The organism is Luteimicrobium subarcticum (assembly GCF_002798015.1).
Classification (GTDB): Bacteria; Actinomycetota; Actinomycetes; order Actinomycetales; family Cellulomonadaceae; genus Luteimicrobium; species Luteimicrobium subarcticum.
The window spans coordinates 74,829-101,285 of sequence record NZ_PGTZ01000009.1; the positions used below are offsets into that span (position 1 = coordinate 74,829).

Annotated in this window: 23 protein-coding genes and 1 pseudogene; 9 read left to right on the forward strand and 15 right to left on the reverse strand. The window is 73.0% G+C overall.

What is annotated here, in order from left to right; translation table 11 throughout:
- Nucleotides 1–11 precede the first annotated feature (11 nt).
- Complete coding sequence (locus CLV34_RS11005; RefSeq protein ID WP_100350362.1) at nt 12–632, reverse strand: ANTAR domain-containing protein; 621 nt, start codon at nt 630–632, stop codon at nt 12–14.
- Between the two features lie 278 nt (nt 633–910).
- Here CLV34_RS11005 and CLV34_RS11010 point away from each other — a divergent pair, with 278 nt between their 5' ends.
- Genes CLV34_RS11010 through CLV34_RS11020 form a run of 3 tightly spaced genes read left to right on the forward strand, consistent with a single transcriptional unit; the run spans nt 911 to nt 3,717 of the window.
- On the forward strand, nt 911–1,606 hold the full coding sequence (locus tag CLV34_RS11010) for a PAS and ANTAR domain-containing protein (protein ID WP_100350363.1): 696 nt from the start codon (nt 911–913) through the stop codon (nt 1,604–1,606).
- Nucleotides 1,607–1,663: 57 nt separating this feature from the next.
- Nucleotides 1,664–2,308, forward strand: coding sequence for a histidine phosphatase family protein (locus tag CLV34_RS11015; RefSeq protein WP_245859186.1), 645 nt, complete (start codon nt 1,664–1,666; stop codon nt 2,306–2,308).
- Nucleotides 2,305–3,717 (forward strand): cryptochrome/photolyase family protein, encoded by a 1,413-nt coding sequence (locus CLV34_RS11020; protein ID WP_100350365.1) that lies wholly within the window; start codon nt 2,305–2,307, stop codon nt 3,715–3,717. The genes CLV34_RS11015 and CLV34_RS11020 overlap by 4 nt, the downstream gene beginning before the upstream one ends.
- A 3-nt stretch (nt 3,718–3,720) precedes the next feature.
- On the opposite strand, the gene CLV34_RS11025 is transcribed toward CLV34_RS11020, so the two are convergent.
- The 5 genes from CLV34_RS11025 to CLV34_RS11045 form a co-directional block, all read right to left on the reverse strand.
- Nucleotides 3,721–4,440 carry an ABC transporter ATP-binding protein gene (locus CLV34_RS11025; protein WP_100350366.1) on the reverse strand — a complete coding sequence of 240 codons (720 nt, stop codon included), beginning with the start codon at nt 4,438–4,440 and terminating at the stop codon, nt 3,721–3,723.
- On the reverse strand, nt 4,427–5,434 hold the full coding sequence (locus CLV34_RS11030) for an ABC transporter ATP-binding protein (RefSeq protein WP_100350367.1): 1,008 nt from the start codon (nt 5,432–5,434) through the stop codon (nt 4,427–4,429). The genes CLV34_RS11025 and CLV34_RS11030 overlap by 14 nt, the downstream gene beginning before the upstream one ends.
- A complete protein-coding gene (locus tag CLV34_RS11035) occupies nt 5,431–6,729 on the reverse strand; it encodes a branched-chain amino acid ABC transporter permease (protein ID WP_100350368.1) in 1,299 nt (432 codons plus the stop codon). The genes CLV34_RS11030 and CLV34_RS11035 overlap by 4 nt, the downstream gene beginning before the upstream one ends.
- Nucleotides 6,726–7,781, reverse strand: coding sequence for a branched-chain amino acid ABC transporter permease (locus tag CLV34_RS11040; RefSeq protein ID WP_100350369.1), 1,056 nt, complete (start codon nt 7,779–7,781; stop codon nt 6,726–6,728). Before CLV34_RS11040 ends, CLV34_RS11035 begins: the two co-directional genes overlap by 4 nt.
- Nucleotides 7,782–7,861: 80 nt before the next feature.
- On the reverse strand, nt 7,862–9,097 hold the full coding sequence (locus tag CLV34_RS11045) for a branched-chain amino acid ABC transporter substrate-binding protein (protein ID WP_100350370.1): 1,236 nt from the start codon (nt 9,095–9,097) through the stop codon (nt 7,862–7,864).
- Nucleotides 9,098–10,059: 962 nt separating this feature from the next.
- On the opposite strand from CLV34_RS11045, the gene cspE reads away from it, so the two are divergent.
- Complete coding sequence (gene cspE / locus CLV34_RS11055) at nt 10,060–10,263, forward strand: transcription antiterminator/RNA stability regulator CspE (RefSeq protein ID WP_100350372.1); 204 nt, start codon at nt 10,060–10,062, stop codon at nt 10,261–10,263.
- A 266-nt stretch (nt 10,264–10,529) separates the two neighbouring features.
- On the opposite strand, the gene CLV34_RS11060 is transcribed toward cspE, so the two are convergent.
- The 4 genes from CLV34_RS11060 to CLV34_RS11075 all read right to left on the reverse strand — a co-directional run bounded on the left by CLV34_RS11060 (nt 10,530) and on the right by CLV34_RS11075 (nt 14,096).
- Complete coding sequence (locus CLV34_RS11060; RefSeq protein ID WP_100350373.1) at nt 10,530–11,312, reverse strand: amino acid ABC transporter ATP-binding protein; 783 nt, start codon at nt 11,310–11,312, stop codon at nt 10,530–10,532.
- Nucleotides 11,309–12,286, reverse strand: a complete 978-nt coding sequence (locus tag CLV34_RS11065) for an amino acid ABC transporter permease (protein ID WP_100350374.1) — start codon at nt 12,284–12,286, stop codon at nt 11,309–11,311. The genes CLV34_RS11060 and CLV34_RS11065 overlap by 4 nt, the downstream gene beginning before the upstream one ends.
- Before the next feature lie 79 nt (nt 12,287–12,365).
- On the reverse strand, nt 12,366–13,289 hold the full coding sequence (locus tag CLV34_RS11070; RefSeq protein ID WP_100350375.1) for an ABC transporter substrate-binding protein: 924 nt from the start codon (nt 13,287–13,289) through the stop codon (nt 12,366–12,368).
- Between the two features lie 105 nt (nt 13,290–13,394).
- Nucleotides 13,395–14,096 (reverse strand): LmeA family phospholipid-binding protein, encoded by a 702-nt coding sequence (locus CLV34_RS11075; protein WP_100350376.1) that lies wholly within the window; start codon nt 14,094–14,096, stop codon nt 13,395–13,397.
- A gap of 52 nt (nt 14,097–14,148) precedes the next feature.
- Here CLV34_RS11075 and CLV34_RS11080 point away from each other — a divergent pair, with 52 nt between their 5' ends.
- The 4 genes from CLV34_RS11080 to CLV34_RS11095 all read left to right on the forward strand — a co-directional run bounded on the left by CLV34_RS11080 (nt 14,149) and on the right by CLV34_RS11095 (nt 17,930).
- Complete coding sequence (locus CLV34_RS11080; RefSeq protein ID WP_100350377.1) at nt 14,149–14,922, forward strand: uracil-DNA glycosylase; 774 nt, start codon at nt 14,149–14,151, stop codon at nt 14,920–14,922.
- Between the two features lie 121 nt (nt 14,923–15,043).
- Nucleotides 15,044–16,147, forward strand: a complete 1,104-nt coding sequence (locus CLV34_RS11085) for a Rossmann-fold NAD(P)-binding domain-containing protein (protein WP_211289424.1) — start codon at nt 15,044–15,046, stop codon at nt 16,145–16,147.
- A complete protein-coding gene (locus CLV34_RS11090; protein WP_100350379.1) occupies nt 16,144–16,482 on the forward strand; it encodes an NAD(P) transhydrogenase subunit alpha part 2 in 339 nt (112 codons plus the stop codon). The genes CLV34_RS11085 and CLV34_RS11090 overlap by 4 nt, the downstream gene beginning before the upstream one ends.
- Nucleotides 16,479–17,930: an NAD(P)(+) transhydrogenase (Re/Si-specific) subunit beta gene (locus tag CLV34_RS11095; RefSeq protein ID WP_100350380.1), complete on the forward strand. Its 1,452-nt coding sequence runs from the start codon at nt 16,479–16,481 to the stop codon at nt 17,928–17,930. The genes CLV34_RS11090 and CLV34_RS11095 overlap by 4 nt, the downstream gene beginning before the upstream one ends.
- A 42-nt stretch (nt 17,931–17,972) precedes the next feature.
- Here CLV34_RS11095 and CLV34_RS11100 read toward each other — a convergent pair whose 3' ends face one another.
- Nucleotides 17,973–18,275: a hypothetical protein gene (locus CLV34_RS11100; protein WP_100350381.1), complete on the reverse strand. Its 303-nt coding sequence runs from the start codon at nt 18,273–18,275 to the stop codon at nt 17,973–17,975.
- Between the two features lie 152 nt (nt 18,276–18,427).
- Nucleotides 18,428–19,168, reverse strand: a complete 741-nt coding sequence (locus CLV34_RS11105; RefSeq protein WP_100350561.1) for a phosphotransferase enzyme family protein — start codon at nt 19,166–19,168, stop codon at nt 18,428–18,430.
- Nucleotides 19,169–19,253: 85 nt separating this feature from the next.
- Between CLV34_RS11105 and CLV34_RS17275 the strand changes: the two are divergent.
- Nucleotides 19,254–20,021: pseudogene (locus tag CLV34_RS17275) on the forward strand (HNH endonuclease family protein); the annotation flags it as partial.
- 147 nt (nt 20,022–20,168) lie between these two features.
- Here the strand turns inward: CLV34_RS17275 and CLV34_RS11115 are convergent.
- From CLV34_RS11115 to CLV34_RS11125, 3 genes are all read right to left on the reverse strand, one after another.
- Nucleotides 20,169–20,966 carry an SCO4651 family lipoprotein gene (locus CLV34_RS11115; protein ID WP_100350382.1) on the reverse strand — a complete coding sequence of 266 codons (798 nt, stop codon included), beginning with the start codon at nt 20,964–20,966 and terminating at the stop codon, nt 20,169–20,171.
- A gap of 78 nt (nt 20,967–21,044) precedes the next feature.
- A complete protein-coding gene (locus CLV34_RS11120) occupies nt 21,045–22,325 on the reverse strand; it encodes a M1 family metallopeptidase (RefSeq protein WP_211289425.1) in 1,281 nt (426 codons plus the stop codon).
- Nucleotides 22,326–22,409: 84 nt separating this feature from the next.
- On the reverse strand, nt 22,410–26,453 hold the full coding sequence (locus tag CLV34_RS11125; protein WP_100350384.1) for a Pls/PosA family non-ribosomal peptide synthetase: 4,044 nt from the start codon (nt 26,451–26,453) through the stop codon (nt 22,410–22,412).
- Between the last annotated feature and the right edge of the window lie 4 nt (nt 26,454–26,457).

Sequence of the window (26,457 nt, forward strand, 5' to 3'; positions counted from 1 at the left end):
CAGGGACGGTCCTACGCATCCGTCGACCGACCGAGCACGCCGTCGAGGCGTTGTTCGAGGCCGTCCCGGGCTGGCACGGCCGCACCGACCACCTGTTCGGCGAGTGCGCGCAGCCGGCGCTGACCCCGCTGGGACGCGGCGCGCAGCGCGTCGAAGGCCTCGTCCTCGTCGTAGCCGTAGACGGCAGCGAGCACCCCCTTCGCCTGGTCGACGACCGAGCGAGAGCTCAGCGCGTCGGCGAGCTGGGTGTTGACGCCCCGTCGCACGGACTCGACGAAGGCATCGCCCAGCAGGACGAAGCGGCCCACGAGCGCGTCACCGTGATGTTCCACGTGAAACAGGACGACCTGCTCGACGCCGTCGAACCCGACGACGCGGACGATCCGCGCGTCCCCGTCGGGGGCCTCCCGAGCATCTGCGGCCGCCGGGGCAGGATGCAGCGCCGCCCGGACGGCGGGGCGGTCGTGCGGGGCGACGTGCGCGAGGAGTGCGTCCTCCGCGGGCACGACGTCCCCGGGCTCGAGACCGAGCAGCGCGAACACGCCGGCGGTCCACGTCCAGGTGCCGTCGGGGTCGCGGCGGCACGTCCCCACGGGCAGGGGGACGGTCCACGGCAGGTAGTCGGGTGTCATCCGGTGGCCTCGGAGCCGACGTCGTCGGCGGGTCCTCGCCTCCGAGCGGGTTGCTGCTTAACCCGCGGGGCGTCCCGAGCATCGCTCGATCGGACATATCGTAACCTGGCGTCGACCGATGCCGGAGCGGCCCCCGGCGCCACCCAGGCGTCCCCGCGCAGGTCACGCACCGGATCCGGTGCCCGGGCGCACCGCCCCCACGGTCCCGCCCTCGCTCAGGCACCGGTGCGGCGGGCCCGACGCACCACGGCACGCCCGGTTTCAGTACCCTTCTGCCCATGAGCAGCCAGGACGACGACGCCGCACGCGAGGCGGGCGAGAACGAGGTCGCGCTCGCGGTCGGCGACGTGCAGGACGCCGGCCGGTTCCGGCTCGACCTCACGACAGGCCGCTGGTGGTGGTCCGACGAGATCTACGCCATGCACGGGTTCGAGCGCGGCGAGGTGGTCCCCAGCACGGAGGTGCTGATCGCCCACAAGCACCCGGACGACCGGACGCAGGTGGACCACGTGCTGCGCGGGGCGCAGCAGTCGGGCGAGCCGTTCAGCGCGGTGCACCGCATCATCGACGCGGACGACAGGACCCGGACGATCGCGATCGTCGGGCAGGGGCTGCGCGACGAGTCGGGCGAGGTCACCCGCATCACGGGCTACTTCATCGATCTCACGGGCGCCCAGAGCCGCAGCACGCAGGAGCAGGCGACCGCGGCGATCGAGGCCGCTGCGGCGAGCCGCGGGTCGATCGAGCAGGCGAAGGGCATCGTGATGGCCGTGCTGGGCGGCGACGCCGACGCGGCGTTCGAGGTGCTGCGCGAGGCGTCGAACGCACGCAACCAGCGGCTGCGGGCCGTCGCCGCCGAGCTCGTGTCGGACGTCGCCCAGCGTGCCCCCGACGCCGGGGCGCTGACCGTCGAGGAGCTCGTCCAGGTGCTGGGGTCCGCCGCCGACCGACCGGGGCCCGCCGACCGCTCCTGACCTGCGACGACGGCGCCCACCGCGCGGCTCGTCGGCCGCGCGCCGACCATGGAGTGCGTGACACCTTCCCCTGCGCAGCTCGTCCTGGTGCGCCACGGCGAGACCGCCTGGACCCTCTCGGGGCAGCACACCGGCACCACCGACCTCCCGCTCACCGCCGCCGGCGAGGACCAGGCGCGGGCCGTCGGCAGGCGGCTCGAGGACCAGGCGGAGAAGGGCCAGACGTTCGCCACCGTCCTGACGAGCCCCCGCGCGCGGGCACGCCGGACCGCGTCGCTCGCCGGCTTCCCCGACGCGCTGGTCGTGCCGGACCTCGTCGAGTGGGACTACGGCCCCGTCGAGGGTCGGACGAGCGACGAGGTGAGCGACGAGCTCGGGCACGACTGGGACATCTTCCGGGAGGGCGTCCAGGTGGTCAGCACCGACAACGCCGTCGTCGAGAACCCCACACCCGGTGAGACGCTCGACGAGGTGGCCGCCCGCGCCAGGCGCGTGATCGCGTCCGTGCAGGCGACGCTCGCCGGCGGCGAGAGCGTGATCGTGTTCGCGCACGGGCACCTGCTGCGCGTGCTCTGCGCGGTCTGGCTCGGTCTGCCGCCCACGTCGGGCGAGCTCTTCGAGCTCGACACCGCGGCGACCTGCCTGCTGGGCTCCACGCACGACCGCCGGTCTGTGCAGGCCTGGAACCTCCCCCCTGCATGACGGCGCCCGACGCCCGCCCGACCGTCGCCTGGTTCCGCCGCGACCTGCGGCTCGCGGACAACCCCGCGCTCGTCGCCGCGGTCGAGGAAGCCCGGGAGGCGCGCGGCGGCGTGGTCCCGCTGTTCATCCTCGACCCGCGGCTCGAACGGGCCTCGGGGGCACCCCGTGCCGCCCACCTCGCCCGGAGCGTCGCAGCGCTGTCCGAAGCGACCGGTGGCCGGCTCGTCGTGCGCCGCGGCGCCCCGCAGGACGTCCTGGCCGGTGTCGTCCGGGACGTGGGCGCGACGTCCGTGCACGTCGCCGCGTCGTTCGAGCCGTTCGGCGCACGGCGCGACGCGGCGGTCGAGGCGGCGCTGGCGGAGACCGGCGCGCGCCTGGTCCGGACGGGCTCGCCGTACGCCGTCGCGCCAGGTCGCGTGCTCAACCGTGCGGGCGAGCCGTTCCAGGTGTTCACCCCGTTCCGGGACGCGTGGCTCGCGCACGGCTGGCGAGCGCCCGTCGCCCGACCCCGCGAGATCCCCTGGGCGGACGTCCCGCCCGACCGGACGCGCGACGGTCTTCCCGAGGTGCCCGTCACCGATGCCGACCTGCCCGCCGCGGGCGAGCGCGCGGCGCGCGACCGGTGGCACCGGTTCCTGCGCGAGCACCTGCGCGGCTACGCGGCCGAGCGCGAGCGCCCGGACCGGCCCGGGACGTCCCGGGCGTCCGTCGCGCTCAAGTGGGGCGAGCTGCACCCCCGCACCCTGCTCGCCGACCTGCACGCCGCCGTCACGGACGACCGGACGCTCGCCGACGACGCCGTCCGGTTCCGCACCGAGCTCGCGTGGCGCGAGTTCCACGCGGACGTCCTGCACCACCACCCTGGCGCGGCGTCGCGGTCGCTGCGCCAGATCCTTCCCGAGGACGCCTGGGCCACGGGCGCGGCCGAGCGCGACGCCCTCGCCGCCTGGACGGCGGGGCGGACGGGGTACCCGCTCGTCGACGCCGGCATGCGCCAGCTGCTCGGCGAGGGCTGGGTGCACAACCGGGTGCGGATGGTCGTCGCGTCGTTCCTCGTCAAGGACCTGCACGTCCGTTGGCAGCGCGGCGCCGAGCACTTCATGGCGCACCTCGTCGACGGCGACGTCCCGCAGAACCAGCTCAACTGGCAGTGGGTCGCCGGCACCGGACGCGACGCCGCGCCGTACTTCCGCATCTTCAACCCGGTGAAGCAGGGCAAGGACTTCGATCCCGACGGCGACTACGTCCGCCGCTGGGTGCCCGAGCTCCGGGGCATCCCGGGCACAGCGGTGCACGAGCCGTGGCTGGTCGGCGACGCGCTCCCGGGCGGATACCCGGAGCGCGTCGTCGACCACGCCGTCGAGCGCAAGGTCGCCCTGGACGACTTCGCGCGGGGACGCGCCTCCTGACGGTTACGCGACGCCCAGGTACGCGGCCTTCACCGCGGGGTCGGCCAGCAGGTCCTTGCCCGGACCCGTCGTGGTCACCTCGCCCGTCTCGAGGATGTAGGCGCGGTCGGAGCGCGACAGCGCCTGCTGCGCGTTCTGCTCGACGAGCAGGATCGTGGTGCCCTGCGCGTTGATCTCGCTGATGATCCGGAAGATCTGCTGGATCACCATGGGCGCGAGGCCCATCGACGGCTCGTCGAGCAGCAGCAGCTTGGGCCGGGCCATGAGCGCGCGCCCGATGGCGAGCATCTGCTGCTCGCCGCCCGACATGGTGCCGCCGACCTGCGTCTTGCGCTCCGCGAGCCGGGGGAACAGCTCGAACACCCGGTCGACGGTCTCGTCGTGCTCGGCCTTGCTGGCGAAGGTGCGCGCGTAGGCGCCCATCTCCAGGTTCTCCATGACGGTCATGCCGGGGAACACCCCGCGACCCTCGGGCGCCTGGACGACCCCGGCGAGCACGCGCTTGTGCGCCGGCATGCGGGTGATGTCCTGGCCGTCGAACCGGACGGTGCCGGTCGACAGCGGACGGATGCCGGAGATGGCGCGCATGGTGGTGGTCTTTCCCGCGCCGTTCGCCCCGATGAGGGTGACGAGCTCGCCCTCCTCGACGGCGAGCGAGACCCCGCGCACCGCCTCGATGCGCCCGTACGCGACGGAGACGTTGTCGAGCTCAAGCAGTGGCATCGTCGGGGACCCCCAGATAGGCAGCGATGACGGCGGGGTTCTGAGCGATCTCCTGCGGGAGACCCTCGGCGATCTTGCGCCCGAACTCCAGGACGACGATCCGGTCGGTCACACCCATGACCAGGCGCATGTCGTGCTCGATGAGCAGCACGGTGAACCCGTCGTCGCGGATCTTGCGGATGAGGTCCTGCAGCTGTTCCTTCTCGGCCGGGTTGAAGCCGGCCGCCGGCTCGTCGAGGCACAGGAGCTTCGGCTCGGTCGCGAGCGCCCGCGCGATCTCCAGGCGCCGCTGGTCGCCGTACGGGAGGTTGCGCGCCTGGTGCGTGGCCCGCGACCCGATCCCCACGAACTCCAGCAGCGCCATCCCGCGGTCGATCGCGTCCTTCTCCTCACGACGGTGCCGCGGGAGCCGCAGGATCGCTCCCGGGACCGACGTGCGGTGCCGGGCGTCCGTCCCGACGACGACGTTCTCCAGCGCCGTCATGTCGGAGAACAGGCGGATGTTCTGGAACGTGCGGGCGATGCCGCGGCGCGTGATCTCGTTCCGCTTGATGCTCCCGAGCGCGCGCCCGTCGAACTCCACGCTGCCCGACGACGGCCGGTACACGCCCGTCATCGCGTTGAACGCCGTCGTCTTGCCGGCGCCGTTCGGTCCGATGAGCCCGAGGATCTCACCCCGGTTGATCGTGAACGACACGTCGTCGAGGGCGGTCAGGCCCCCGAACTGCATCGTCACACTTTTCATCTCGAGCAACGGGGCGCCGACCTCGGCCCGGATCTCCCGGTCCGCGGCGACGATCTCCGCGACCGTCCCCGCGTCGGCGAGGTCCGGGTTGACCGACGCCAGGTCGACGTCGACCTCGATCACCTCGCCGTCGGGCAGGTCCTGCTCCCTGGAGTCCTCGGACGTGCTGATCGAACCGTCCGGCGACAGGAACTGCTCGTTGCTCTCCGCGCCCGCGCGCAGCGAGTCGGGGCTGTTGGGCTCGCTCATCGGTCTCCTCCGTCCTTCGTCCCTGCTCCCGGTACGTCGCTGGAGGCGTCCGCGGGGCCGTCCGCCAGGACGGCTGCGGCTGACGTGGCCCGGTCGCCGCCGAGCGCTGCCCGACGTGCCGCCTGGTAGAGGCCACGCGAGTACGCGAGCAGCTTCTGCCGCGCAGGAAACAGGCCCTGTGGCCGGAAGATCATCAGGACGATCAGCGCGATGCCGAAGAACAGGTACTTGTAACCGGCGATGTCGTTCCCGTCGATCGGGATGCCGAACAGGCTCGTGCGTCCCTGGAAGAAGTTCGGCAGGTACACGATGATGAACGCCCCGAGGATCACCCCGAGCTTGTTCCCCTGGCCGCCGAGCACGACGGCGCACAGGAAGAACATCGAGTTGATCACGTTGAAGTTGGTCGGCACGACGAACTGCACCTGGCCGGCGTAGAGCGCCCCGGAGAGCCCGCCGATCGCGGCACCGATCATGAACGCCCACAGCTTGAACTTGAACGTCGGGACGCCCATGATCTCGGCCGCGTCCTCGTCCTCACGGATCGCGATCCACGCGCGCCCGACCCGAGACCGCTCGAGGTTCCCGACGACGAGCAGCACGATCACGATGAGCACGATCGAGAGCCAGAACCACCACAGGCCGGAGTTCCACGGCGCGTCCGAGTTGCCGGCCGAGAAGACGCCGTCCGGGTTCTTGTCGGTGCCGCCGAAGTACGGGAACGCGACACCCTGGAGGCCTCGGCCGCCCTGCGTGATCGTCGTGAGGTTGTCGGCGAGCAGTCGCACGATCTCACCGAAGCCCAGCGTGACGATCGCGAGATAGTCGCCACGCAGCCGCAGCGTCGGCGAGCCCAGGATCAGGCCGGATATCGCCGTGATCGCGATGGCGATCGGCACGCAGAACAGCCACGCCCAACGCTGTGAGAGCCACTGGTCGGTGAGGTTCCACGGGCTGTCGGGACTCGTCAGCAGGGCGACGGTGTAGGCGCCGATCGCATAGAAGCCGACGTACCCGAGATCCAGCAGGCCGGCTGAGCCCACGACGACGTTCAGGCCGATCGCGACGAGCGCGATCATGCCGAACTGCGCCATGACACCCCCGAAGTCGGTGCCCACGGTCGTGAGCACCGGGATGCGGAGCACCGGCAGGAACGCGATGAAGACGATGAAGGGGACGCCGATGAGCCACTGCGTGGGCCGCGCCTGCGCGTCCCACCAGAGCCGGAGGCGGTCGCCCGTCCCGGAGTACGGCCGGTTCTTGCCGGCGGGCACGGATGCGGTCGTGGTCGTCATGCGCGGGCCCTCCCGAGCGACTCGCCGAGGATGCCGGTCGGCCGGACCAGGAGCACCAGCACGAGGACGACGAACGCCACGACGTCCCGCCACTGCGGTCCGAAGTACGCCTGGCCGTAGAGCTCCATCACACCGAGCAGCAGGCCGCCGAGCAGCGCGCCGCGCAGGTTGCCGATGCCGCCCAGCACCGCGGCGGCGAAGGCCTTGATCCCGAGGATGAACCCGCCGGAGTAGATCACCGCGTTGGGGATCTTCAGCGTGTAGAGCGTCGCGGCCGCCCCCGCGAGCAGGCCGCCGACCAAGAACGTGAGCATGATGATCCGTTCACGGGAGACACCCATGAGCGTGGCCGTGACCGGGTCCTGCGCGACCGCGCGGATGCCGCGCCCGAACTTGGTCGCGTTCACGAACCGGTCCACCGCGAACGCCAGCACCAGGGCCGCGACGACGATCACGAGGTCGACGTTCGTGACGTCCGCTCCGAAGAACGTGAAGACCGTGGTCTCCTGGACGAGCCGGATGGGCTGTTGCGCGTTGAGACCACCGAACTTGTGGTCGGTCAGCAACGGGAGCACGAAGTGCACGAACTCCTGGAGGACGAACGACGCGCCGATGGCAGTGATGAGGAACGTCAGCGACGGGGCCCCGCGCTTGCGCAGCGGGCGGTAGGCGACCCGTTCGAGCCCGACGGCCGCGCCGCCCGAGACGAGCATGCCGCCGAGCATCGCGATCCCGATGTACATCACGGTGAGGGCGATGCCCTCGTCGTACGCGTTACCGCGGGGGAGGAAGCCCATGCCCCACAGGACGGCGTACTGCCCGAACATCCCGAGCATGAAGATCTCGGAGTGGGCGAAGTTGATGAGCCGCAGGACGCCGTAGACCAGCGTGTACCCGACGGCGACCAGCGCGTAGATCGCGCCGTACGACAATCCCTCGACGGTGAGGGCCCAGAAGTTGGAGAACAAGCGGTGGCTGTCGAAGTCGATGACGTCCGTGGCGATCGCGGCGTGCACCGAGCCGACGGCCTCGTGGAGGAGGACGGCGCTCATGGAGCTCCTTGCGTGCGGGGCTGATCCAGGTCACGGCGAGGTGGCCGGTCACCCGTGCGGGCGACCGGCCACCGGCAGTGCTACTTCACCTGGTAGACCCACGTCGTGGTCGAGGCGAGCTCGCCGCTCGAGTCCCACTTGTAGTGCTTGGCCACGCCCTGGCCGTCGTAGCCCGCGAAGAACTTGACCATGTCTGCCCGGTCGGTCACGCCCGAGTCGATCGCCTTGAGCATGATCGTGACCAGGTCGTAGGCCTCGACCGAGTACACGCCCGGCGCCTTGCCGGCAGACGCCTGGTACTTGGTCGCGAAGTCCGACGGCGCCGGACCGCAGGGGCACGTCAGGTAGGCGTCCTTCGACGCGTCACCGGCCTGCTTCACGAACTCGGGGTCGTTGGTCCCGTCGTCCGAGATGAAGGGGAGCGTCACCCCGCTGGACCGAAGCTGCGACACGAAGGGCGCGGCCTCCTGGTAGTAGCCCGCGTAGTAGACCGCGTCGGCCTGCGCCGACTTGACGATCTGGACCGTGGCCGAGAAGTCGGTGTCGCCCTGCTTGACGCTCGCTGCGCAGTCCTTGTCGGCGGCCGAGCCGAGGGTCTTCGTGACGACGTCGGCGAGCCCGACGCTGTAGTCCTGGTTGTCGGCGACGACGCAGACCTTCTTGTAGCCGAGCGTGTCGGTCATGTACTTGGCGATCGCGGCGCCCTGCGAGTTGTCGTTGCCGAGGCCGCGGAAGAAGTTGGACCACCCGTTCGTCGTGAGTCCGGGGTTGGTGGCCGACGCGGTCGCGGACAGGAGGCCCGCCTGCTTGAAGATGCCGCCGGTGGCCTTCGTCTCGCCCGAGAACGCCGGGCCGAGGAGCCCGAGGACGGTCTTGTCGGAGACGATCGTCGGCGCGACCTGGGTCGCCTTCTGCGGGTCGCCCTCGGTGTCGAACTTCTTCAGGGTGACCTGGCAGTCCGCGTTCGCCTTGTTGTGCTCGTCGACGGCGAGCTTGGCGCCGTTGTAGATGTTGAGGCCCAGGGCGGCGTTCCCCCCCGTCAGGGCGCCCGCCATCGCGAGGCTGACGTCTGAGCACTTCGCCGAGCCGTCTCCGGCGGGATCGGCAGCACCGGACGCGTCGCTCGCCGCGACCTCCTTGCCGGTGTTGTCGATCTGCACGAGCGGCTGGATCGACAGGGCGCTCGAGCCGCCCGTGCTGCCGCCCGTCGCCCCGCCGCCTCCGCCGCCGGAGTCGTCCTTCGACGAGCAGCCGGCGACCACAAGGGTCGATGCGAGTGCCGCCGCGACGGCGACGGTCGTCAAGCTACGACGCATGTCTCGTACCTCCACAGTTCCTGGCTGCGGCGGGTCACGCCTCCCCCGAGGACGGACGCACGCCGCGTCACCGCCGACGGCGTCGGCAGTGACCGGAAAACTACGCCCCGACACCCCCCGAGTCGCGGTGAACCGGAAACTTGTGTCGAAATCTTGACTGACTGGTAACTCTCGGGAAATGCTTCGCGCCCGCGTCGACACCGCTAGGCTCGCGCCACGCGGTCCCCGGGGGCTTGCACCACCAGGGGGAACACGTGCCGAGCCTGCCCAGAACCAGGTCCGTCCGCCGTGCGCAGGTGTGCACCGCGCCGCCGCGCTGGCACTGACCACCGCGCTGGGGCTGACCGCCTGCACCGGCGGATCGCACGCCGTCCCGGGCCGGGCCACGGCGCAGGCGCCGGGCGCTCCACCGACGCCGACGGGGTGCGGGTCGGGCGACACGGCTGTCGAGGCCGGCTGGGACCTGTCGACGCTGCCGGCTCGCGCGCCGCGGGCGGCGGCCTCGTCGCGGCGGGCCTCGACACCGACCACCCGACGGTCGAGGAGACCCGCGCTCGGTACTCGGTCCCTGCGGGGACCGAGGCGGCCCTCTACCGGGGTGCCCTCGTGACGCGCGGGACGTGGACCATGGACCGGTCGTCGACGGCAGCGTGAGCGCGGGGTCCGGCACCTGGCAGAGCTACGTCGAGGTCGGGACCAGCACGGCGCGCTGCCGCGTGGACGGCAGCGACGTCGGCGCGCGTGACGAGAAGGCATCCCTGAGTCGACAAGCCTGCGACCAGGTGGCGGCGAATTGACGACTTCATCCACAAACCCGTGGGAACTCTGGGCGTGACGCGCATCCTCCGGTACCCTTGTAGGTGCGTGCTTGCTTGTCTGCTTCACAGGAGTCGACGACGAACACCGTGCATGCGTCCCCGAAGGCCGGGGGCGTGTACCCGACTCCCCTGAAGGAGATTGCTATGGCTACCGGAATCGTGAAGTGGTTCAACGCTGAGAAGGGCTACGGCTTCATCGCCCCCGAGGACGGCTCTGCTGACGTCTTCGCCCACTACTCGGCCATCCAGTCGAACGGCTACCGTTCGCTCGAGGAGAACCAGCGCGTCGAGTTCGACGTGACGCAGGGCCCGAAGGGCCCGCAGGCGGAGAACATCCGCCCCGTCTGATCCGACCTGCAGCTCCTCGTGAGCAGCTGATCGACCAGGCGAGAGCCCGGCACCGTCATGGTGCCGGGCTCTTGTGCGTCCGGGCTCTTGTGCGTCCGGGCTCTTGTGCGTCCGGGTTCTTGTGCGTCCAGGTTCTTGTGCGTCCAGGGTGAGCAACCGCGTGCCGACCAGGCGCTCACCCTGCGCCGACCAGGGCCCTGTCCACCGGAAACCGGGTCAGAGCGTGGACAACCACCTGTTCGGCGGGGCGGGCGGAAGAGTGCGGCTCAGAGGACGGACGCCAGGAAGTCCTTCGTACGCGCCTCCTGCGGGTTGCCCAGCACCTCGGCGGGGCTGCCCTGCTCGACCACGACGCCGTCGGCCATGAAGACGACCTGATCGGCCACCTCGCGCGCGAACCCGATCTCGTGCGTCACGACGATCATCGTCATGCCGGACGCCGCCAGGTCGCGCATGACGCCCAGCACCTCGCCGACGAGCTCGGGGTCGAGCGCGGACGTCGGCTCGTCGAACAGCATGAGCTCGGGGTCCATGGCGAGGGCGCGCGCGATCGCGACGCGCTGCTGCTGACCGCCCGACAGCTGGGAGGGGTAGTGGTCAGAACGGTCGGCGAGGCCCACCCGCTGCAAGAGCTCTTCGGCGCGGGCCGTGGCGTCCCGCTTCGAGCGCTTGAGGACCTGGACCTGCGCCTCGACGACGTTGTCGAGCGCGGTCATGTGGGGGAACAGGTTGAACCGCTGGAACACCATGCCGATGCGGGACCGCTGGCGCGCGATGTCCTTGTCGGTGCGCCGGAACAGCGCCGGCGCACCACGCCGGACACCCTCGCGGTAGCCCATGAGCTCCCCGCCGACGCGGATGCGGCCCGCGGTGAGGTCTTCGAGCTCGTTGATGCAGCGCAGGACGGTGGACTTGCCCGACCCGGACGGTCCCAGCACGACGCACACCGACCCGGTGGGCACGACGAGGTCGACGCCGCGCAGCACGTGCAGGTGCCCGAACTCCTTGTGGAGGTCGGTGATCTCGACCATCGGCGTGTCGTCGGTCATGCCGTGCCTCCCGGGGTGGTGCCGCCCTGCGGTCGGCCCATGTCGTCGAACGTGGGGGCCTCGGGTGTGGTGCCGGCCGCGTTGATCGCCGCCTGCTTGCCGCCCGGCTTCGCGTTCTTGCCGTGCGCGTCGAACCCGCGCCCGTAGTACCGCTCGACGTAGAACTGCCCGACCATGAGGATGCTCGTGATCGCGAGGTACCAGATGGCCGCGACGACGAGCAGCGGGATCGGCTGGAAGATGCGCGTCCCGACCGCGGAGGTCGCGTAGTTGAGGTCGAGCGTGAACGGCACGGCGAGCACCAGCGACGTGGTCTTGAGCATCGAGATGGTCTCGTTGCCCGTCGGCGGCACGATGACCCGCATCGCCTGCGGGAGCACGATGCGACGCAGGATCACGCTGCCCTTCATGCCCAGCGCCCGCGCCGCCTCGTCCTGCCCGGCGTCGACCGACTGGAGCCCTGCACGCACGATCTCCGCGAGGTAGGCGGCCTCGTTGAGCGCGAGCCCGAGGATCGCCGCGCGGGACGCCGTGACGAGGTCCGTCGTCGTGAAGCTGACCCACTCGGGCCCGAACGGGACCCCGAGCGAGATCTTCGGGTAGAGCACCGAGAGCAGGCCCCAGAACACGAGCTGGGTGTAGACCGGGGTCCCGCGGAACACCCAGATGTACACCCAGCTCACGGACCGCATGACCGGGTTGTCCGACCGCCGCATGATCGCGAGCAGGATCGCGAGGACGATCGCGATGACCATCGACGCGACGGTGAGCCACAGCGTCCAGCCGACGCCCCGGACCACCTGCTCGTTGAACAGGTACTTCCAGACCGTCGGCCACTGGAACTTGTCGTTCGTGACGAGCCCGTGCACGGCCATCGCGGCCAGCACGAGCACGATCACCGCCGACACCCAGCGGCCGGGGTGCCGGACGGGGACCGCGTGGATGCGGCCGGGGACCTGGTCGTGGTCGCTCATGCGGTGTCACCCATGGGGGTCAGTCTGCTCTCGGTGAGGGCTCGTGGCAGCCGGATGCTCGGTCAGACGGTACGCAGGGTCACTCGGCGACGGCGGGGTTGACGTCAGCCGACTGGACCGCGCCGACCTCGTTGCCCCAGGCCGTGAGGATCTTGACGTAGTCGCCGTCGTCGATGAGCTTCTGCACGGTCTTCTGGATCACCGTGGTGAGTGCCTGGTCGTCCTTCGAGACGACGATTCCCTGCGGCGCGGTCGCGATGACGTCGCCGGCCTGCTCGAGCTGGCCACCGGTCTGGCTGATCGCGTACGCGATGATCGGCGAGTCGGCGTACATGACGTCGGCCTTGCCGCCCACGAGGTTCGTGGTCACGTCGGCCTGCGACTTGTACTTCAGCGCGTCGATCGCGGGCTTGCCGGCATCGGTGCACTTCTTGGACAGGTCGCCCAGCTCGTCGTCCTCGACGGTGCCGGTCTGGACGCCGACGGTCTTGCCGCACAGGTCCGTCGTGTCGATGTTCTTCGGGTTGCCCTTCGCGACCGCGAACGCCTCGCCGGCCTGGAAGTACTGGACCATGTTGACCTGCTTCTCACGGTCCGGGTTGATCGTGAACGACGAGATGCCGATGTCGTAGCGCGACCCGATGGACGGGATGATGCTGTCGAACGATGCGGTCTGGACGTCGACCTTCAGGCCGAGGGTCGCGGCGATCGCCTTCGCGATGTCGACGTCGTAGCCGACCGCGGTCTTGCCGTCGTCGCCGATGTACTCGGCGGGCGCGTACGTGGTGTCGGACCCGACGGTCAGGGTGCCCTTGCTCTTGATGGCGTCCGGCACGGCCGCCGCCAGCGTGTCGTCCTTCGCGACGGTCGACGGGTCGAACTTCGCGGCGGACGTCGAGCCGCCGGTCGAGCCGGAGTCGGAGTCGTCCGAGCAGCCGGCGACCAGGGCGGTCACGGCGAGGGTGGCGGCCAGCGCGGCGCCGAGGGTGCGAGTACGTCGCATGGGTCTCTCCTGAGGTCCGTCCACCGCGGAGGGGGCAGTGGTTGCGGCAAGTTACCGCGCTGATGTTACGCGGCGGTATCCGGCCGTCCCGCACCGGTCCGCGAGTCAGGACGTCGCGAGGTCCGCCAGGGGGACGTCCTGCGCGGCCGCGGAGACCCGCACGCCGCCGTCGTCGCCCGTGACGACGGTCGCACCGGTGAGCCGCACGCCGTCGGGCAGGTCGAGGGGCACGGAGATGCCCGACACCTGGTCACGCACCACGGACGGCAGCCGTGAGGTGCCGACGTTCAGACCCCCGACCTTCAGCCCGGTGATGTCGACCGTCAGTCGGTCGCCCGAGACCTTCGGCTCGACGATCACCGCCGCGTCGACCCCGAGCACCGTGACGTGCGCGGCCAGCCCGTCGTCCTCGGCGCTCAACGTCACCGGCGTGGAGACCTTCTGGTCGACCTGCTCCTGCAGCGTCGCGAGCGGGACGAGGACGTCCACCGTGGCGTCCTGGACGACGTTCGGGGACGTCGTCGCGACGTCGTGGCCCACCGCGTGCACGTCACGCACCCCGACCCCGCCGAACTGCGCCGACGCGGCGTCGAGGGTGACCTCGTCGAGCGTGCCGCGCGCCAGCTGGGTCAGGTACGGGAACCCGCCGACCGTGACGTCGACGCCCGTCCCGTGCGCCTGCTCGGCCACCTGCTTCTCGAGCCGGGACTCGGTGGCGTGCGCGGCGACACGGTCGACGACGACCGCCGCGACCGCCACCACGGCGAGGACGACGACGAGGACCACGAGGTTCCGGGCGAGGCGCACGCCCGTACCGTACGCGGTCGCCCTGGACGTCCGCCGGGGACACGATGGGGACGTGCCCGACCCGACCGACGCCGCCGACGACGCAGCCGCGGTGGTCGCCGCCGCAGCCGGCGCGGACGACCTCGACGCGCTCGGCCACGCCGTCGTCACGTGCCGGGCGTGCCCGCGGCTCGTCGCGTGGCGCGAGCAGGTCGGGCGCGAGCGGCGCGCCGCGTTCGCGGACGAGGAGTACTGGGCGCGACCCGTGCCGAGCTTCGGGGACCCCGACGCGCGGGTGCTGCTCGTCGGGCTCGCGCCCGCTGCGCACGGCGGCAACCGGACCGGCCGGATGTTCACGGGCGACCGGTCCGGGGACTTCCTCGTCGCGGCGCTGCACCGGACCGGGTTCGCGAACCAGGGGACGTCGGTCGCGCGCGACGACGGCCTCGTCCTCACGGGTCTGCGGATGGCGGCACCCGTGCACTGCGTGCCGCCCGAGAACAAGCCGACGCCCGCGGAGCGCGTCACGTGCGCGCCGTACCTGGCGCGGGAGCTCGAGCTCGTGCGGCCGCGCGTCGTCGTGACGCTCGGCGCGTTCGGGTGGGGTGCGGTGCTCGACGTCCTGACGGGGGCCGGGTGGGACGTGCCGCGACCCCGGCCGCGGTTCGCGCACGGCGCCGAGGTGACGATCGGGTCGCTCGTCCTGCTGGGCTGCTACCACCCGAGCCCGCACAACACGTTCACCGGGCGTCTCACCCCGGACGGTGTGGACGCGCTGCTGCTCCGGGCCCGCGCGCTGGCGTCGGGCGCTGCGCCTGCTCCGTCCGTCACACCGCGCCCGTCCTGAGCGCGCTCCTGGGAGATCGCTGCCACGATGGGCAGAGGTCGGGGCAGAAGGGCAGAGATGTCCAGGTTCGGGAGGCGCGATGACGCAGGGTCCGGTGGATGGTCCGGCGGACGGGCCCTCTGTGGGGACGGTCGCGGAGGCCGGACGCCGTGTGGCGCTCGTGCCGGACGTCGTCGCCCGCCTCGTCGCCGAGGGCTGGGAGGTCCGCGTCGAGCGCGGCGCGGGCGCGGGTGCCGACGCCGACGACGCCGCCTACGAGAAGGCCGGGGCAGCGCTCGTCGACCGGTCCACCGCGCTGGGTTCCGACGTCGTCGCGCTCGTCCGGCCGCCGGACCCCGAGGTGGTGGCGGCGCTACGGCCCGGGGCCGTGGTCGTCGGGCTGCTCGGGCTCGCCACCGCGCCCGCGAGCGCCGAGGCCCTCGCGGCCCGGGACGTGACGGCCCTGGACCTCGCCCGGCTCCCCCGCACCCTGTCCCGGGCGCAGACGATGGACGCGCTGACGTCGCAGGCGTCGGTGGCGGGCTACCGGGCCGCGGTGCTCGCGGCGGCGACGTTCGCGCGCTTCTTCCCGATGATGATCACGGCCGCCGGGACGGCGAAGCCCGCGCAGGTGATCGTCCTCGGCACCGGCGTCGCGGGCCTGCAGGCCATCGGGACGGCGCGTCGTCTGGGCGCACAGGTCACCGGGTACGACATCCGGCCGACGTCGGCCGACGAGGTCCGGTCGCTCGGCGCGACGTTCCTCGAGCTGTCGGCCGGCCCGCAGGTCGCGAGCGAGGGCGGGTACGCGCGCGAGCTCACCGCCGCCGAACGGGACGCGCAGCAGGCCGAGCTGGCCGGGCACGTCGCCCGGTTCGACGTCGTGATCACGACGGCCCAGGTCCCTGGCCGCCGGCCCCCGGTGCTCGTCACCGCGGCCACCGTCGCGGCGATGCGGCGCGGGAGCGTCGTGATCGACCTGGCCGCGTCCGACCTCGGCGGCAACGTCGAGGGGTCGCGTCCCGACGAGACCGTCGTCACCGACGGCGGGGTGACCCTGATCGGCGCGGGCTCGCTCGCCGACGACATGGCCGCGGCCGCCTCGACGGCCTACGCACGCAACGTCGCCGCCCTGCTGCGCACCCTGGTGCACGACGGCCGCGTGGTGCTCGACCCGGACGACGGGGTGCACGCCGCGCTCGCCGTGCCGCCCCTGACCGAACCCACCGCGGAGGACGCCCGATGACCCCCGAGCTCGCGTCGTCGATCAGCATCTTCGTGCTGGCCCTGCTGGTCGGCTTCGAGGTCATCTCGAAGATCCCCACGACCCTGCACACGCCCATGATGTCGGGGGCCAACTCGATCCACGGCGTCGTGCTCGTCGGCGCGCTGCTGGTCGGGGGCCTGGCCGACTCGCCCGTCGGGTACGTCTTGACGTTCCTCGCCGCCGCGTTCGCGTCGATGAACGTCGTGGGCGGGTACGTCGTGACGGACCGCATGCTGGGGATGTTCCGGCGGCGGCCAGAGCCGCCTGACCGCACCGCCGCACGGGCGCCCGACGCGCCGGAGGACCACCGGTGAGCGCCGTCGCGACGACCACGTGGCTCGTCTACCTCGCCGCGGCCGTGTGCTTCGTCCTGGGCCTGCACCTCATGCGCTCCCCCGGCACGGCCCGGCGCGGCAACCTGCTGTCCGCGGGTGGCATGGCCGCGGCCGTCCTCGCGACCGTCCTGCTGCTCGTCGACGACGGGGACGCGCCCGCCGTGGGGTGGCACGGCGGGTGGTGGGCCGCGGTCGCGCTCGTCGGCGGGATCGTCGTGGGCGGCGGGTACGGGTGGTACTCGGCCCGGCGCGTGAAGATGACCGCGATGCCGCAGCTCGTGTCCCTGTTCAACGCGGTCGGTGGCGGCGCCGCGACCGCCGTCGCGCTCGCCGACTTCCTCCGGTTCGCGTCCGAGGGGACCGGCAGCGGCCCGGCGCTCGCGTTCGGGGTGCCCGTCGCGCTGGACGTCCTCATCGGGTCGGTGACGTTCTCCGGGTCGCTCGTCGCGGCCGGCAAGCTCCAGGGGATCGTGCGCGGGGCGCCCATCGTCTTCCGTGGCGCGCGGGTCGCGCTCGTCGCCGCGGCCGTCGTGGCCACGGGGTGCGCCGTCGTGACCGTCGCGAGCGGTGCCGTGTGGGCGCTGTGGGTGCTGCTCGTCGCCGCGCTCGTCTTCGGCGTCCTCATGGTGCTGCCGATCGGCGGCGCCGACATGCCCGTCGTCATCTCGCTGCTCAACGCCTTCACCGGGCTGGCTGTCGCGATGGCCGGGTTCGTCGTCGACAACCAGGTGATGATCGTCGCCGGCGCGCTCGTCGGGGCGTCCGGCTCGATCCTCACCAAGCTCATGGCCGACGCCATGAACCGGTCCATCGTGTCGATCCTCGTCGGCGGGTTCGGGACGGGCGACGCCGGCCCGGGCGGAGCGGGGCCGGGTGGCCCGGGTGGCGACGGGACCGTCCGCAGCATCGACGCGGACGACGTCGCGATCCAGCTCGCCTACGCGTCGTCCGTCGTGCTCGTCCCCGGGTACGGGCTCGCCGCCGCGCAGGCCCAGCACGAGCTCGCGGCGCTTGCCGCCGTGCTCGCGGACCACGGCGTGCGGGTCGGGTACGCCATCCACCCGGTCGCGGGACGCATGCCCGGCCACATGAACGTGCTGCTCGCCGAGGCGAACGTGCCGTACGAGCAGATGCTCGAGCTGGACGCTGCGAACACCGAGCTCGACACGTGCGACGTCGCCCTCGTGGTCGGCGCGAACGACGTCACCAACCCCGCGGCACGCCGGCCCGGCACCGCGATCTCCGGGATGCCGATCCTCGACGTCGACCACGCCCGCTCGGTCGTCGTCATCAAGCGCTCGATGGGGCACGGGTACGCCGGCATCGAGAACGAGCTCTACACCGACGAGAAGACCGGCATGTTCTTCACCGACGCGAAGCAGGGTCTCGCCGCGCTCGTCGGCGCGGTCGAGCAGTACGTGAGCTGACGGTCCGCCTGACAGCAGAAGCGACGGGTGCGGGCGTCAGGCTCAGGCGGCGGGCGCGGGCGGCGTCGCGGGACGCAGGACGGGAGCCACCACGACGTGCCGCACCGGCCGGCGGGCACGCCGCGTCGCCTCGAGCTGCGCGATCACGGTCATGCGGCGCAGCTCACGCTCGAGCGCGGCAGGCAGCGGCGCGACGGGGCGCGGGGCGGGCGCGGCGACCGGGGCGGGCGCGGCCACGGTCGCGTCGCGCCCCCAGGACGACGGCAGCCCGGGCAGCACCGCGCGGATCGCGGTGCCGAGCTCGGGGACGGTGCGGGGCGGACGGGCCAGGGTCGCTGCGCTCACGGGTGCTCTCCTCCGGACGTTGTCGACGGCGCCTTTCGCGGGCGCCGTCACAGGAGGAGACGGACGTGGCGGCGTCCTGTGACGCCGGTCACCGGGTGAAGACGCTGGTCACCGGGTGAAAGTCGGCGGTGGCGAGCGTCAGGCAGCGAGCGTCAGGCGGTGAGCAGGGCCGCGATGCGCTCACGGTCGGCGCGGTAGAGCGCGACGTGGGCCAAGAACTCGTCCCGGCCCGTGTCGGTGGCGCGCTGCTCGGTGAACGTGGCGAGCTCGTCGAGCCGTGCGGTCATCGCCTCCAGCACGTCGGTCCGCTCGAACGGCATGTCGTACGCCGCGACGAGCACGTCGAGACGGCGCAGCCGGTCGTCGAGCGACAGGTCGGGCGCGTCCTCGCCGATGAACGGCGCCAGCCGGTACGCGAGGTACGCCAGGTCCCACACGCGCGGCCCGGGCGAGCAGGTGTCGAAGTCGATGAGACCCACGAGCCGACCGTCGCGGAACACCATGTTGTAGGGCGCGACGTCGTTGTGGCAGATCACCTCGGCGGGCTCGTGCGCCGGCATCCGCCAGGCAGGGCGCCGCGGCTCGAATCCGACGCTCGCGTCGTGCAGCCGCCGCAGGAAGCGTCCCGCCTCGACCAGCACGCCGTCGGACCACAGCCACGCCGCGCCGGGGGCGGCCGTGTCGTGCGGGACGTCGCCGTCCAGGTAGGACACGATCTCGCGGCCGCGGTCGTCGACGCCGAACGGCTCCGGGATCCCGACGACCCCGTGCGCGCGGAGATGCCGCAGGTACCCCTGCACGGTCGTGGTCCATGGACCCGCCGCGCGGCGCACCGTGTCGCCGATCCGCACCACGGACGTGGTGTTCCCTCCCGGCAGGTGCTCTTCGATCACCCGGCCCATCGTGCCCGACGTGCCGCGGATCCCCAAGCCTCGCCCCGGCGCTGGTCGGGTGGTGACCGTGCCTTGACCTGCGCCGATGCCTAAAGATCGGTACCCGACCCCCGGCGTAACGGTTCACGGTCGTGCACCGACCGTCGTCGACGACGTCCGTCCCCGGGCGCGGGCGCACGGTGGCGCCTCGTCCCCACGACCCCCGACGCTGGGCGCCGTGTCCCCACGACCGTCCGGTGCCACGCACCGCCACTTCGCCGCCCCGAGACGCGACCGCGCGCCGTCCGCGGCCGTCCGGCGCGTCCTGCTGCTCGCGCTCGCGACGGCCCTCGTCGCGGCACTGGTGGCCGTCGTCTCGACCGTCGCGGGCGTCCGGCACCGGGCGTCCGCCGCCCGCTATCCCGTCACGACGACCGACCTCGCGGCGGCACAGGCCGCGCTCGCGGGCCTTCCCGAGCGCCCGCCCGCCTCGTCCGACGGGTACACGCGCGAGCGGTTCGGCCAGGCGTGGGCGGACGTCGACGGCAACGGCTGCGACACCCGGGACGACGTCCTCGCCCGCGACCTGACCGACGTCGTGACGCGGGACGGGTGCGTCGTCCAGTCAGGGCAGCTGCGCGACCCGTACGGCGGAGGCCGCATCGCGTTCACCCGTGGCAAGGAGTCGTCCGCGGTGCAGATCGACCACGTCGTCGCGCTCGCCGACGCGTGGCGCACCGGCGCGCAGGACCTCTCCGCGGACGTCCGGGAGCGCCTCGCCAACGACCCCGCGAACCTGCTGGCCGTCGACGGGCCGCTCAACCAGGAGAAGAGCGCGTCGGACGCGTCGCAGTGGCTCCCGCCGAACCGCGGCTTCCGGTGCGCGTACGTGGTCCGTCAGGTGCGCGTGAAGGCCGCGTACGGGCTGTGGATGACCCCGCCGGAGGCCGCGGCGGTGCGCCGCGAGCTGGACCGGTGCGTCGTCGTCCGCGGCCCCGCGTCAGCCCCGGACGGTCGCGCGTCAGCCCGCGGTGCCGAGCTTGTCGGCCGTGGTGAGGTCGTCGTCGGACGGCTTCTCGACGGTGACCTTCTCGCCGATCTTCGAGAACTCGACCGTCGACGTGGTCGACCCGATGTCCGTCGTCGTCTTGCGCACCCGGTCCTCGCCGTCGACCCAGAAGTGGTACGTCAACGTCGTCGGGAGGCTCGCGGACGCGCCAGCCTGCTTGATCTGGTCGCCGATCACGCCCGAGACCTTCGACGTGTCCGCGACGAGGACGTACTCCTGGACGCCGTCGGCGTCCGGGCCGCCCTGGGCGTCGAGGCTCTGCACCGCGCCCTGGAACGCGGAGACCGAGGCGGTCGGGTCGGCCTGCTTGCCGAGCGACGTGAAGGTGCTGCCGAGCTCACCGAGAGCTCCCGGGTCCTTCGGGTCGTACTTGAGGAACTTGTCGCTGCTGAGCGACCCCATGTCGATGTAGTACGTGCTGTCGAGGTAGCGGACGTCCCAGCCGTCCATCTCGGGGTACTTCAGCGTCATCGCGAAGTCGTAGCCGTCGCCCTTGCGGACGAGGTCGGTGGTCACGCTGATGTCGTTGCCGCCCGAGGTGGCCGTCACGACCATCCGCTCGCTCTCGACCTTCTGCTGCGCGGCCGTCACCCGGTCCACGAAGTTGGCGGCCGTCAGACTGCCTGCTGCCGGCTGCGCCGCCTGGGCGTCGTCGTCGGACGACCCGCAGCCCGCGAGGACGGAGGCGGCGGCGAGCGCGACGACCGGCGCGAGGAGGGCGACACGGTGGGTACGGCGGACGTTCGGCACGGGGATCTCCGGGTCACGAGGGCGAAGCGGGGCGTGAGCAGGGGTCAGGCTAGCCGACCGACCTGGTGGCCGAGGTGGTCAGGGCAGCGCCGGCAGGGCCGGGTCGAGGAGCCACGCGTCCAGCAGCGCGTCGTGCCCGACGAGCGCCCGCAGGTCGGCGGTCGACGCGGACGCGTGCCGGTGGCTCCGCGTCCACTCGCGCACGGCGTCGAAGAACGCGTCGTCGCCGAGCACGGTGCGCAGCGCGTGCAGGGTCAGGGCGCCGCGCTTGTAGAGGCGGTCGTCGAACATGTTCTCCGGGCCCGGGTCGCCCACGACGAGGTCCTGCGGCAGCGCGGCGAGCCGGGCGTGCGCCTCGCGCGCGAGGCGGTCGGCCGTCGGGCCCCCGGACGCCTCGGACCACAGCCACTCGGCGTAGCAGGCGAAGCCCTCGTTGAGCCAGATGTCGGACCACCGGGCGACGGACACGCTGTTGCCGAACCACTGGTGCGCGAGCTCGTGCGCGACGAGCCGGTCCCACGACCCGGTGCCGTCGAGGTGCTGCGCACCGAACACGGACATGCCCTGCGCCTCGAGCGGGATCTCGAGCGGGTCGGCCGTCACGACCAGCCGGTACGACGTGAACGGGTACGGCCCGAACAGGTCCTCGAACGTCCGCATCAGCTGGTCGTGCCGGACGAGGTCGGCCGCGACGGCGTGGTGCTGCGCGCGCGGCGCGTGCGCGACCTGCGGCACCCGGCTGCTCGCGAGCACGAGCGGCTCGTACCGCCCGACGTGGACCGCTGCCAGGTAGGTGCACATGGGGTCGGTGCGGCCGAAGCGCCACACGCGCGTCGAGCCCTTGCGCGCCACGTGCTCGAGCTCGCCGTTCGTGACGACCGCGTAGTCGGCCTCGGTCGTGACGGTGATCCGGAAGGTGGCGCGGTGCGACGGGTGGTCGTTGCACGGGAACCACGTGGGCGCGCCGTCGGGCTGGTTGGCGCACAGCGACCCGTCGGTCAGCTCCTCCCAGCCGACATCCCCCCAGGTGCCCATCGCGGGAGCCGGACGCCCGGAGTAGCGCACCGCCAGGGTGAGGCGGGTGCCCGCGCGCCGGACACGTCCGAGCCGGACGCGCACCCGCCCACCCGAGTGCTTGTACGGCGCACGCTGCCGCTCGACCGTCACGTGCTCCACGCGCAGGCGCACGAGGTCGAGCTCGACGACGTCGGTGTCCTCCAGCAGCCGCAGCTCGAGCGTCGCAGCACCGTCGAGACGGTTCGACGCGACCTTGTACTCGAGGTCGAGGTCGTAGTGGTCGACGGTGTACGCGGACGACCCGCGGTGGGGCACGTACGGGTCGAGCGCGGGCTCGCGCACGGACACTCCTCTCCGGCCGGGACGATCCGGCGATGCTACGTGACCGTGCGGCCCGACGCCGTCAGGGCCGTGGGTCGGGGGGCGTCAGGGACGAGGGGGCAGAACCGGCCCGTCCGTCCACGCGGCGATCGGGTTGCCGCGCCAGCGCGTCCCCGCCGGGACGACCTCGCCGCGCATGACGAGCGAGCCGGGGCCCACGCTCGCGCCCCGCTCGATCCGGGCGGCGGGCAGGACGACACCGTGCGGGCCGAGCGTCGCGCCAGGCTCGAGCTCGACCCGGGACAGGCTCATGACACGGTCGTGGAACAGGTGGGTCTGCACGACGCACCCGCGGCCCACGGTGGCACCGTCACCGAGGGTCACGAGGTCGGCCTCGGGCAGCCAGTACGTCTCGCACCACACGCCGCGCCCGACGCGCGCTCCCATGAGCCGCAGCCAGCCGGACATGAGGGGCGAGCCGGCCACACGGTCCGCGAACCAGGGAGCGGCGACGGTCTCGGTGAACGTGTCGGCGAGCTCGCCGCGCCACACGAACCCGCTCCACAGCGGGTGGTCGTGCTCGCCCACGCGCCCCGCGAGGACCCACTTGGCGAGCGCGGTGACGGAGGCACCGAGGACGCCCACGGCGAGCAGCACGACGCCGGTGGTGAGCGCCGCCCAGCCCCAGCCGACGGTGCTCACGACGCGCTGCACGACGACCAGCGCGAGGGTCGCCAGGTACGCGGCGGTGATCGGGGCGAGCAGCCGGCACGCCTCGACGAGCCCGCGCGCGACGACGAGCCGACGGGGCGGCGCGAACGTCAGCCCTTCGTCGACGTCCGACTGGACGACGCGACGCAGCCGCGTGGGCGGGCTGCCGAGCCACGACGTGCCCGCCTTGGCCTTGGTCGGCGCGGCGGACAGGACGGCGACGAGACCGTTCTTCGGGACGGAGCGGCCCGGCGCGGTGATGCCGGAGTTCCCGAGGAACGCCCGCTTGCCGACGCGCGCCCGAGCGACGCGGACCCACCCGCCGCCCAGCTCGTACGGGGCGACCATCGTGTCGTCGGCGAGGAACGCGCCATGGGCGATGTCCATCATCGCGGGGATGCCGACGACGGTGGAGATCTCGACGTCGCGCCCGACCCGCGCGCCGAGCAGCCGCAGCCACACGGGGGTCACGACGCTGCAGTAGATCGGGAAGAGGACCGTCCGGGCGTGGTCCATGAGCCGCTCGGTCGCCCACGCCGCCCAGCCGGTGGCGCTCTCCGCGGGGTGGTACCCCTCGTGCACCAGCAGCCCGAGCGTCCGGACGAGGGCCCAGACGAGCACAGCGTGCACGAAGAACGCGACGAGCGCGGCCACGGGCACCCAGAGGGCCAGGGTCAGGAGCTCGTGCCGCACCGCGGAGTCGATCGCGCCGGTGGTCGCGCTGCCGTCGAGATCGCCCAGCCACCCGGCCCCGGCGACGAGCACGAGCAGGCCGACCGCGACGGAGACCACGGGCAGCAGGCTCAGCCCGATCCCCCCGAGCACGTACGCGAGCGCCCAGCCGCGCGACCGGGGCGGCCGCTCGTCGGGCCACGGGTGGTGGGTCTCGGCGCGCACCCGGACGGCGGGCGAGCCGGCCCAGTACTCGTCGGGACCGACCTCGCCCCAGACGGCGGACCCGGCCGCGACGTCCGCTCCGGCACCGACCCGGGCACCCGGCAGGAGGGTGCTCCGGGCCCCGACGGTCGCGCCCGCCCCCACGTGGACGTGCCCGACGTGGACGACGTCCCCCTCGACCCAGTAGCCCGACAGGTCGACCTCCGGCTCGACGGCGCTGCCGCGGCCGAGCGTGAGGAGCCCGGTCACGGGCGGCAGGGCGTGCAGGTCGACGCCGCGGCCCACCTTCGCACCGAGCAGCCGCGCGTACAGGCCGACGAGCGGGGCGCCCGCCGCCGTGACGGCCCCGGCCGAGCCGACGAGCTGCTCCACCGCCCAGATGCGCAGGTGGACGCTGCCGCCGCGCGGGTGGTCTCCGGCGCGCACCCCACGCAGCAGGAGGCGCGCGGCGGCGACGGACAGCAGCATCCGGCCGGGCGGGCTGACCAGGACGACCCAGCCCGCGGCGACCCACCACCACGACACCGGGCGCACCCAGCCGAGCGACGTGGTCGCCGCGAGGACGGTGTCGACCGCCGCGAGCCACGTGAGCCAGCGCAGGCCGGCGAGGGTCCGCACGAGGACGACGACGGCCACCTGGACCGCCTGCGCGCGCCGTGGCACGGGGCGGACCGGCGCCCGCCCGGTGCCGCCCGCGAGACCGGCCGTGCCCGACGTGCCGTGCGCCGGGTCGGTGCCCGGGTCTGCCCCCTCGCCCGCGGGCGACCCGGCGGGCGCGTGCTCGTCGAGCCAGATCGCGAGGTCCCCCACGGACGGGTTGTCGTACAGGTCGGCGACCGTGAGGTGCGGGACGCGCGCCCGCAGCGCGGACACGACCTGCGCGGCCGTGAGGCTGCCGCCGCCGAGCTCGAAGAAGTCGTCGTCCGCGCTCGTCGGCGCCGTGCCGAGCACGCGCTGCCACACGTCGGCGACGTGCGCCTCGGTGGGCGACGCGCTCGTCCACGACTCCGCCGCTGCGTCCGCGCCGTCCCCACCGTCTCGGGCGGCGGCAGCGCCGACGGCGGCGGCCGGGAGCGGCCACGGCAGCCCGTCCCGGTCGACCTTCCCGGACGTCCGGGTGGGGATCTCGTCGACGACGGCGAGCAGCGGGACGAGGGCCGCCGGGAGGGTCCGTCGCAGCGACGCGGTCGCGGCCCGCGCGTCGAACGCCTCGCCCGCGGCCGGGACGACGTACCCGACGAGGAGGCTCGTCCCCGAGTCGCTCCGGCGCACCGCGGCGGCCGCGGCGACCACGCCCGGCAGCTCGAGGAGAGTCGCGTCGATCTCGCCCAGCTCGATGCGGCGGCCGCCCACCTTGACCTGGTCGTCGGCACGGCCCACGAACAGCAGGCCCGCGGGGTCGCGGACGACGAGGTCGCCGCTGCGGTACGCGCGCTCCCACCCGAGCGTCGGGGCGGGGGCGTACTTCTCGGCGTCCTTGGCAGGGTCGAGGTAGCGCGCGAGCCCCACGCCGCCGATGAACAGCTCGCCGGTCTCGCCCTCCGCCACCGGGGTGCCGTCCGGGCCCACGACCGCGAGGTCCCACCCGTCGAGCGGCAGGCCGATGCGGACCGGGCCCTCGCCGTCCAGCAGCGCCGCGCAGGCGACGACGGTCGCCTCCGTCGGCCCGTACGTGTTCCAGACCTCGCGGCCGGGCACCGCGAGGCGGGCCGCGAGCTCGGGCGGGCACGCCTCGCCACCGAAGATCAGGAGCCGCACGCGGTCGAGCGTGTCGGGCGGCAGGAGACCCGCCAGCGTCGGGACGGTCGACACCACGGTGATGCGCTGCGCCGCGACCCACGGGCCCAGGTCGAGCCCCGCGCGGACGAGCGAGCGCGGCGCCGGGACGAGGCACGCGCCGTGTCCCCACGCGAGCCACATCTCCTCGCACGACGCGTCGAACGCGACCGACAGCCCCGCGAGCACCCGGTCCCCCGGCCCCAGCGGCGCCGCCTGCAGGAACAGGCGCGCCTCCGCGTCGACGAACGCCGCCGCGTTGCGGTGGCGCACCGCGACACCCTTCGGCTTGCCGGTCGAGCCCGACGTGAAGATGACCCACGCGTCGTCGTCGGGGCCCGGCCGCGCGGGCCTGCGCGGCGCACGGGTCGCGACGGCCACGATCCCCTCGTCCTCGATGACGGCCGCGACGTCCGCCTCGGAGAAGACCAGGTCGGCCCGCTCGTCCGGGTCGTCGCGGTCCACCGGCACGTAGGCGGCGCCCGCCGCGAGGACGCCGAGGATCGACAGGTACAGGTCCGCGCGGCCCGACGTCGCCCGCACCCCGACCCGGTCACCCGACCCGAGGCCCAGGTCGGCGAGCTCGCGGGCACGGCTCCGGATCTCCGTGAGGAGCTCCCGGTAGCTCAGCACCCACGAGCCGTCGTCCAGCGCCGGGGCGTCCGGGTGCCGGCGGGCCACGTCCTCGAGGACGTCGAGCAGCGTCCGCGGCGCGGGCGCACGGTCCCCGGCGAGCAACGGGTCACGGTCGGTCTGGATGGCCACGGTT

What these genes read in the sequence shown, in the direction of transcription:
- CLV34_RS11005 (WP_100350362.1), bottom strand. Translation starts at nt 632, where the DNA reads ATGACACCCGACTACCTGCCGTGGACCGTCCCCCTGCCCGTGGGGACG.
- CLV34_RS11010 (WP_100350363.1), top strand. Translation starts at nt 911, where the DNA reads ATGAGCAGCCAGGACGACGACGCCGCACGCGAGGCGGGCGAGAACGAG.
- CLV34_RS11020 (WP_100350365.1), top strand. Translation starts at nt 2,305, where the DNA reads ATGACGGCGCCCGACGCCCGCCCGACCGTCGCCTGGTTCCGCCGCGAC.
- CLV34_RS11025 (WP_100350366.1), bottom strand. Translation starts at nt 4,440, where the DNA reads ATGCCACTGCTTGAGCTCGACAACGTCTCCGTCGCGTACGGGCGCATC.
- CLV34_RS11030 (WP_100350367.1), bottom strand. Translation starts at nt 5,434, where the DNA reads ATGAGCGAGCCCAACAGCCCCGACTCGCTGCGCGCGGGCGCGGAGAGC.
- CLV34_RS11035 (WP_100350368.1), bottom strand. Translation starts at nt 6,729, where the DNA reads ATGACGACCACGACCGCATCCGTGCCCGCCGGCAAGAACCGGCCGTAC.
- CLV34_RS11040 (WP_100350369.1), bottom strand. Translation starts at nt 7,781, where the DNA reads ATGAGCGCCGTCCTCCTCCACGAGGCCGTCGGCTCGGTGCACGCCGCG.
- CLV34_RS11045 (WP_100350370.1), bottom strand. Translation starts at nt 9,097, where the DNA reads ATGCGTCGTAGCTTGACGACCGTCGCCGTCGCGGCGGCACTCGCATCG.
- cspE (WP_100350372.1), top strand. Translation starts at nt 10,060, where the DNA reads ATGGCTACCGGAATCGTGAAGTGGTTCAACGCTGAGAAGGGCTACGGC.
- CLV34_RS11060 (WP_100350373.1), bottom strand. Translation starts at nt 11,312, where the DNA reads ATGACCGACGACACGCCGATGGTCGAGATCACCGACCTCCACAAGGAG.
- CLV34_RS11065 (WP_100350374.1), bottom strand. Translation starts at nt 12,286, where the DNA reads ATGAGCGACCACGACCAGGTCCCCGGCCGCATCCACGCGGTCCCCGTC.
- CLV34_RS11070 (WP_100350375.1), bottom strand. Translation starts at nt 13,289, where the DNA reads ATGCGACGTACTCGCACCCTCGGCGCCGCGCTGGCCGCCACCCTCGCC.
- CLV34_RS11090 (WP_100350379.1), top strand. Translation starts at nt 16,144, where the DNA reads ATGACCCCCGAGCTCGCGTCGTCGATCAGCATCTTCGTGCTGGCCCTG.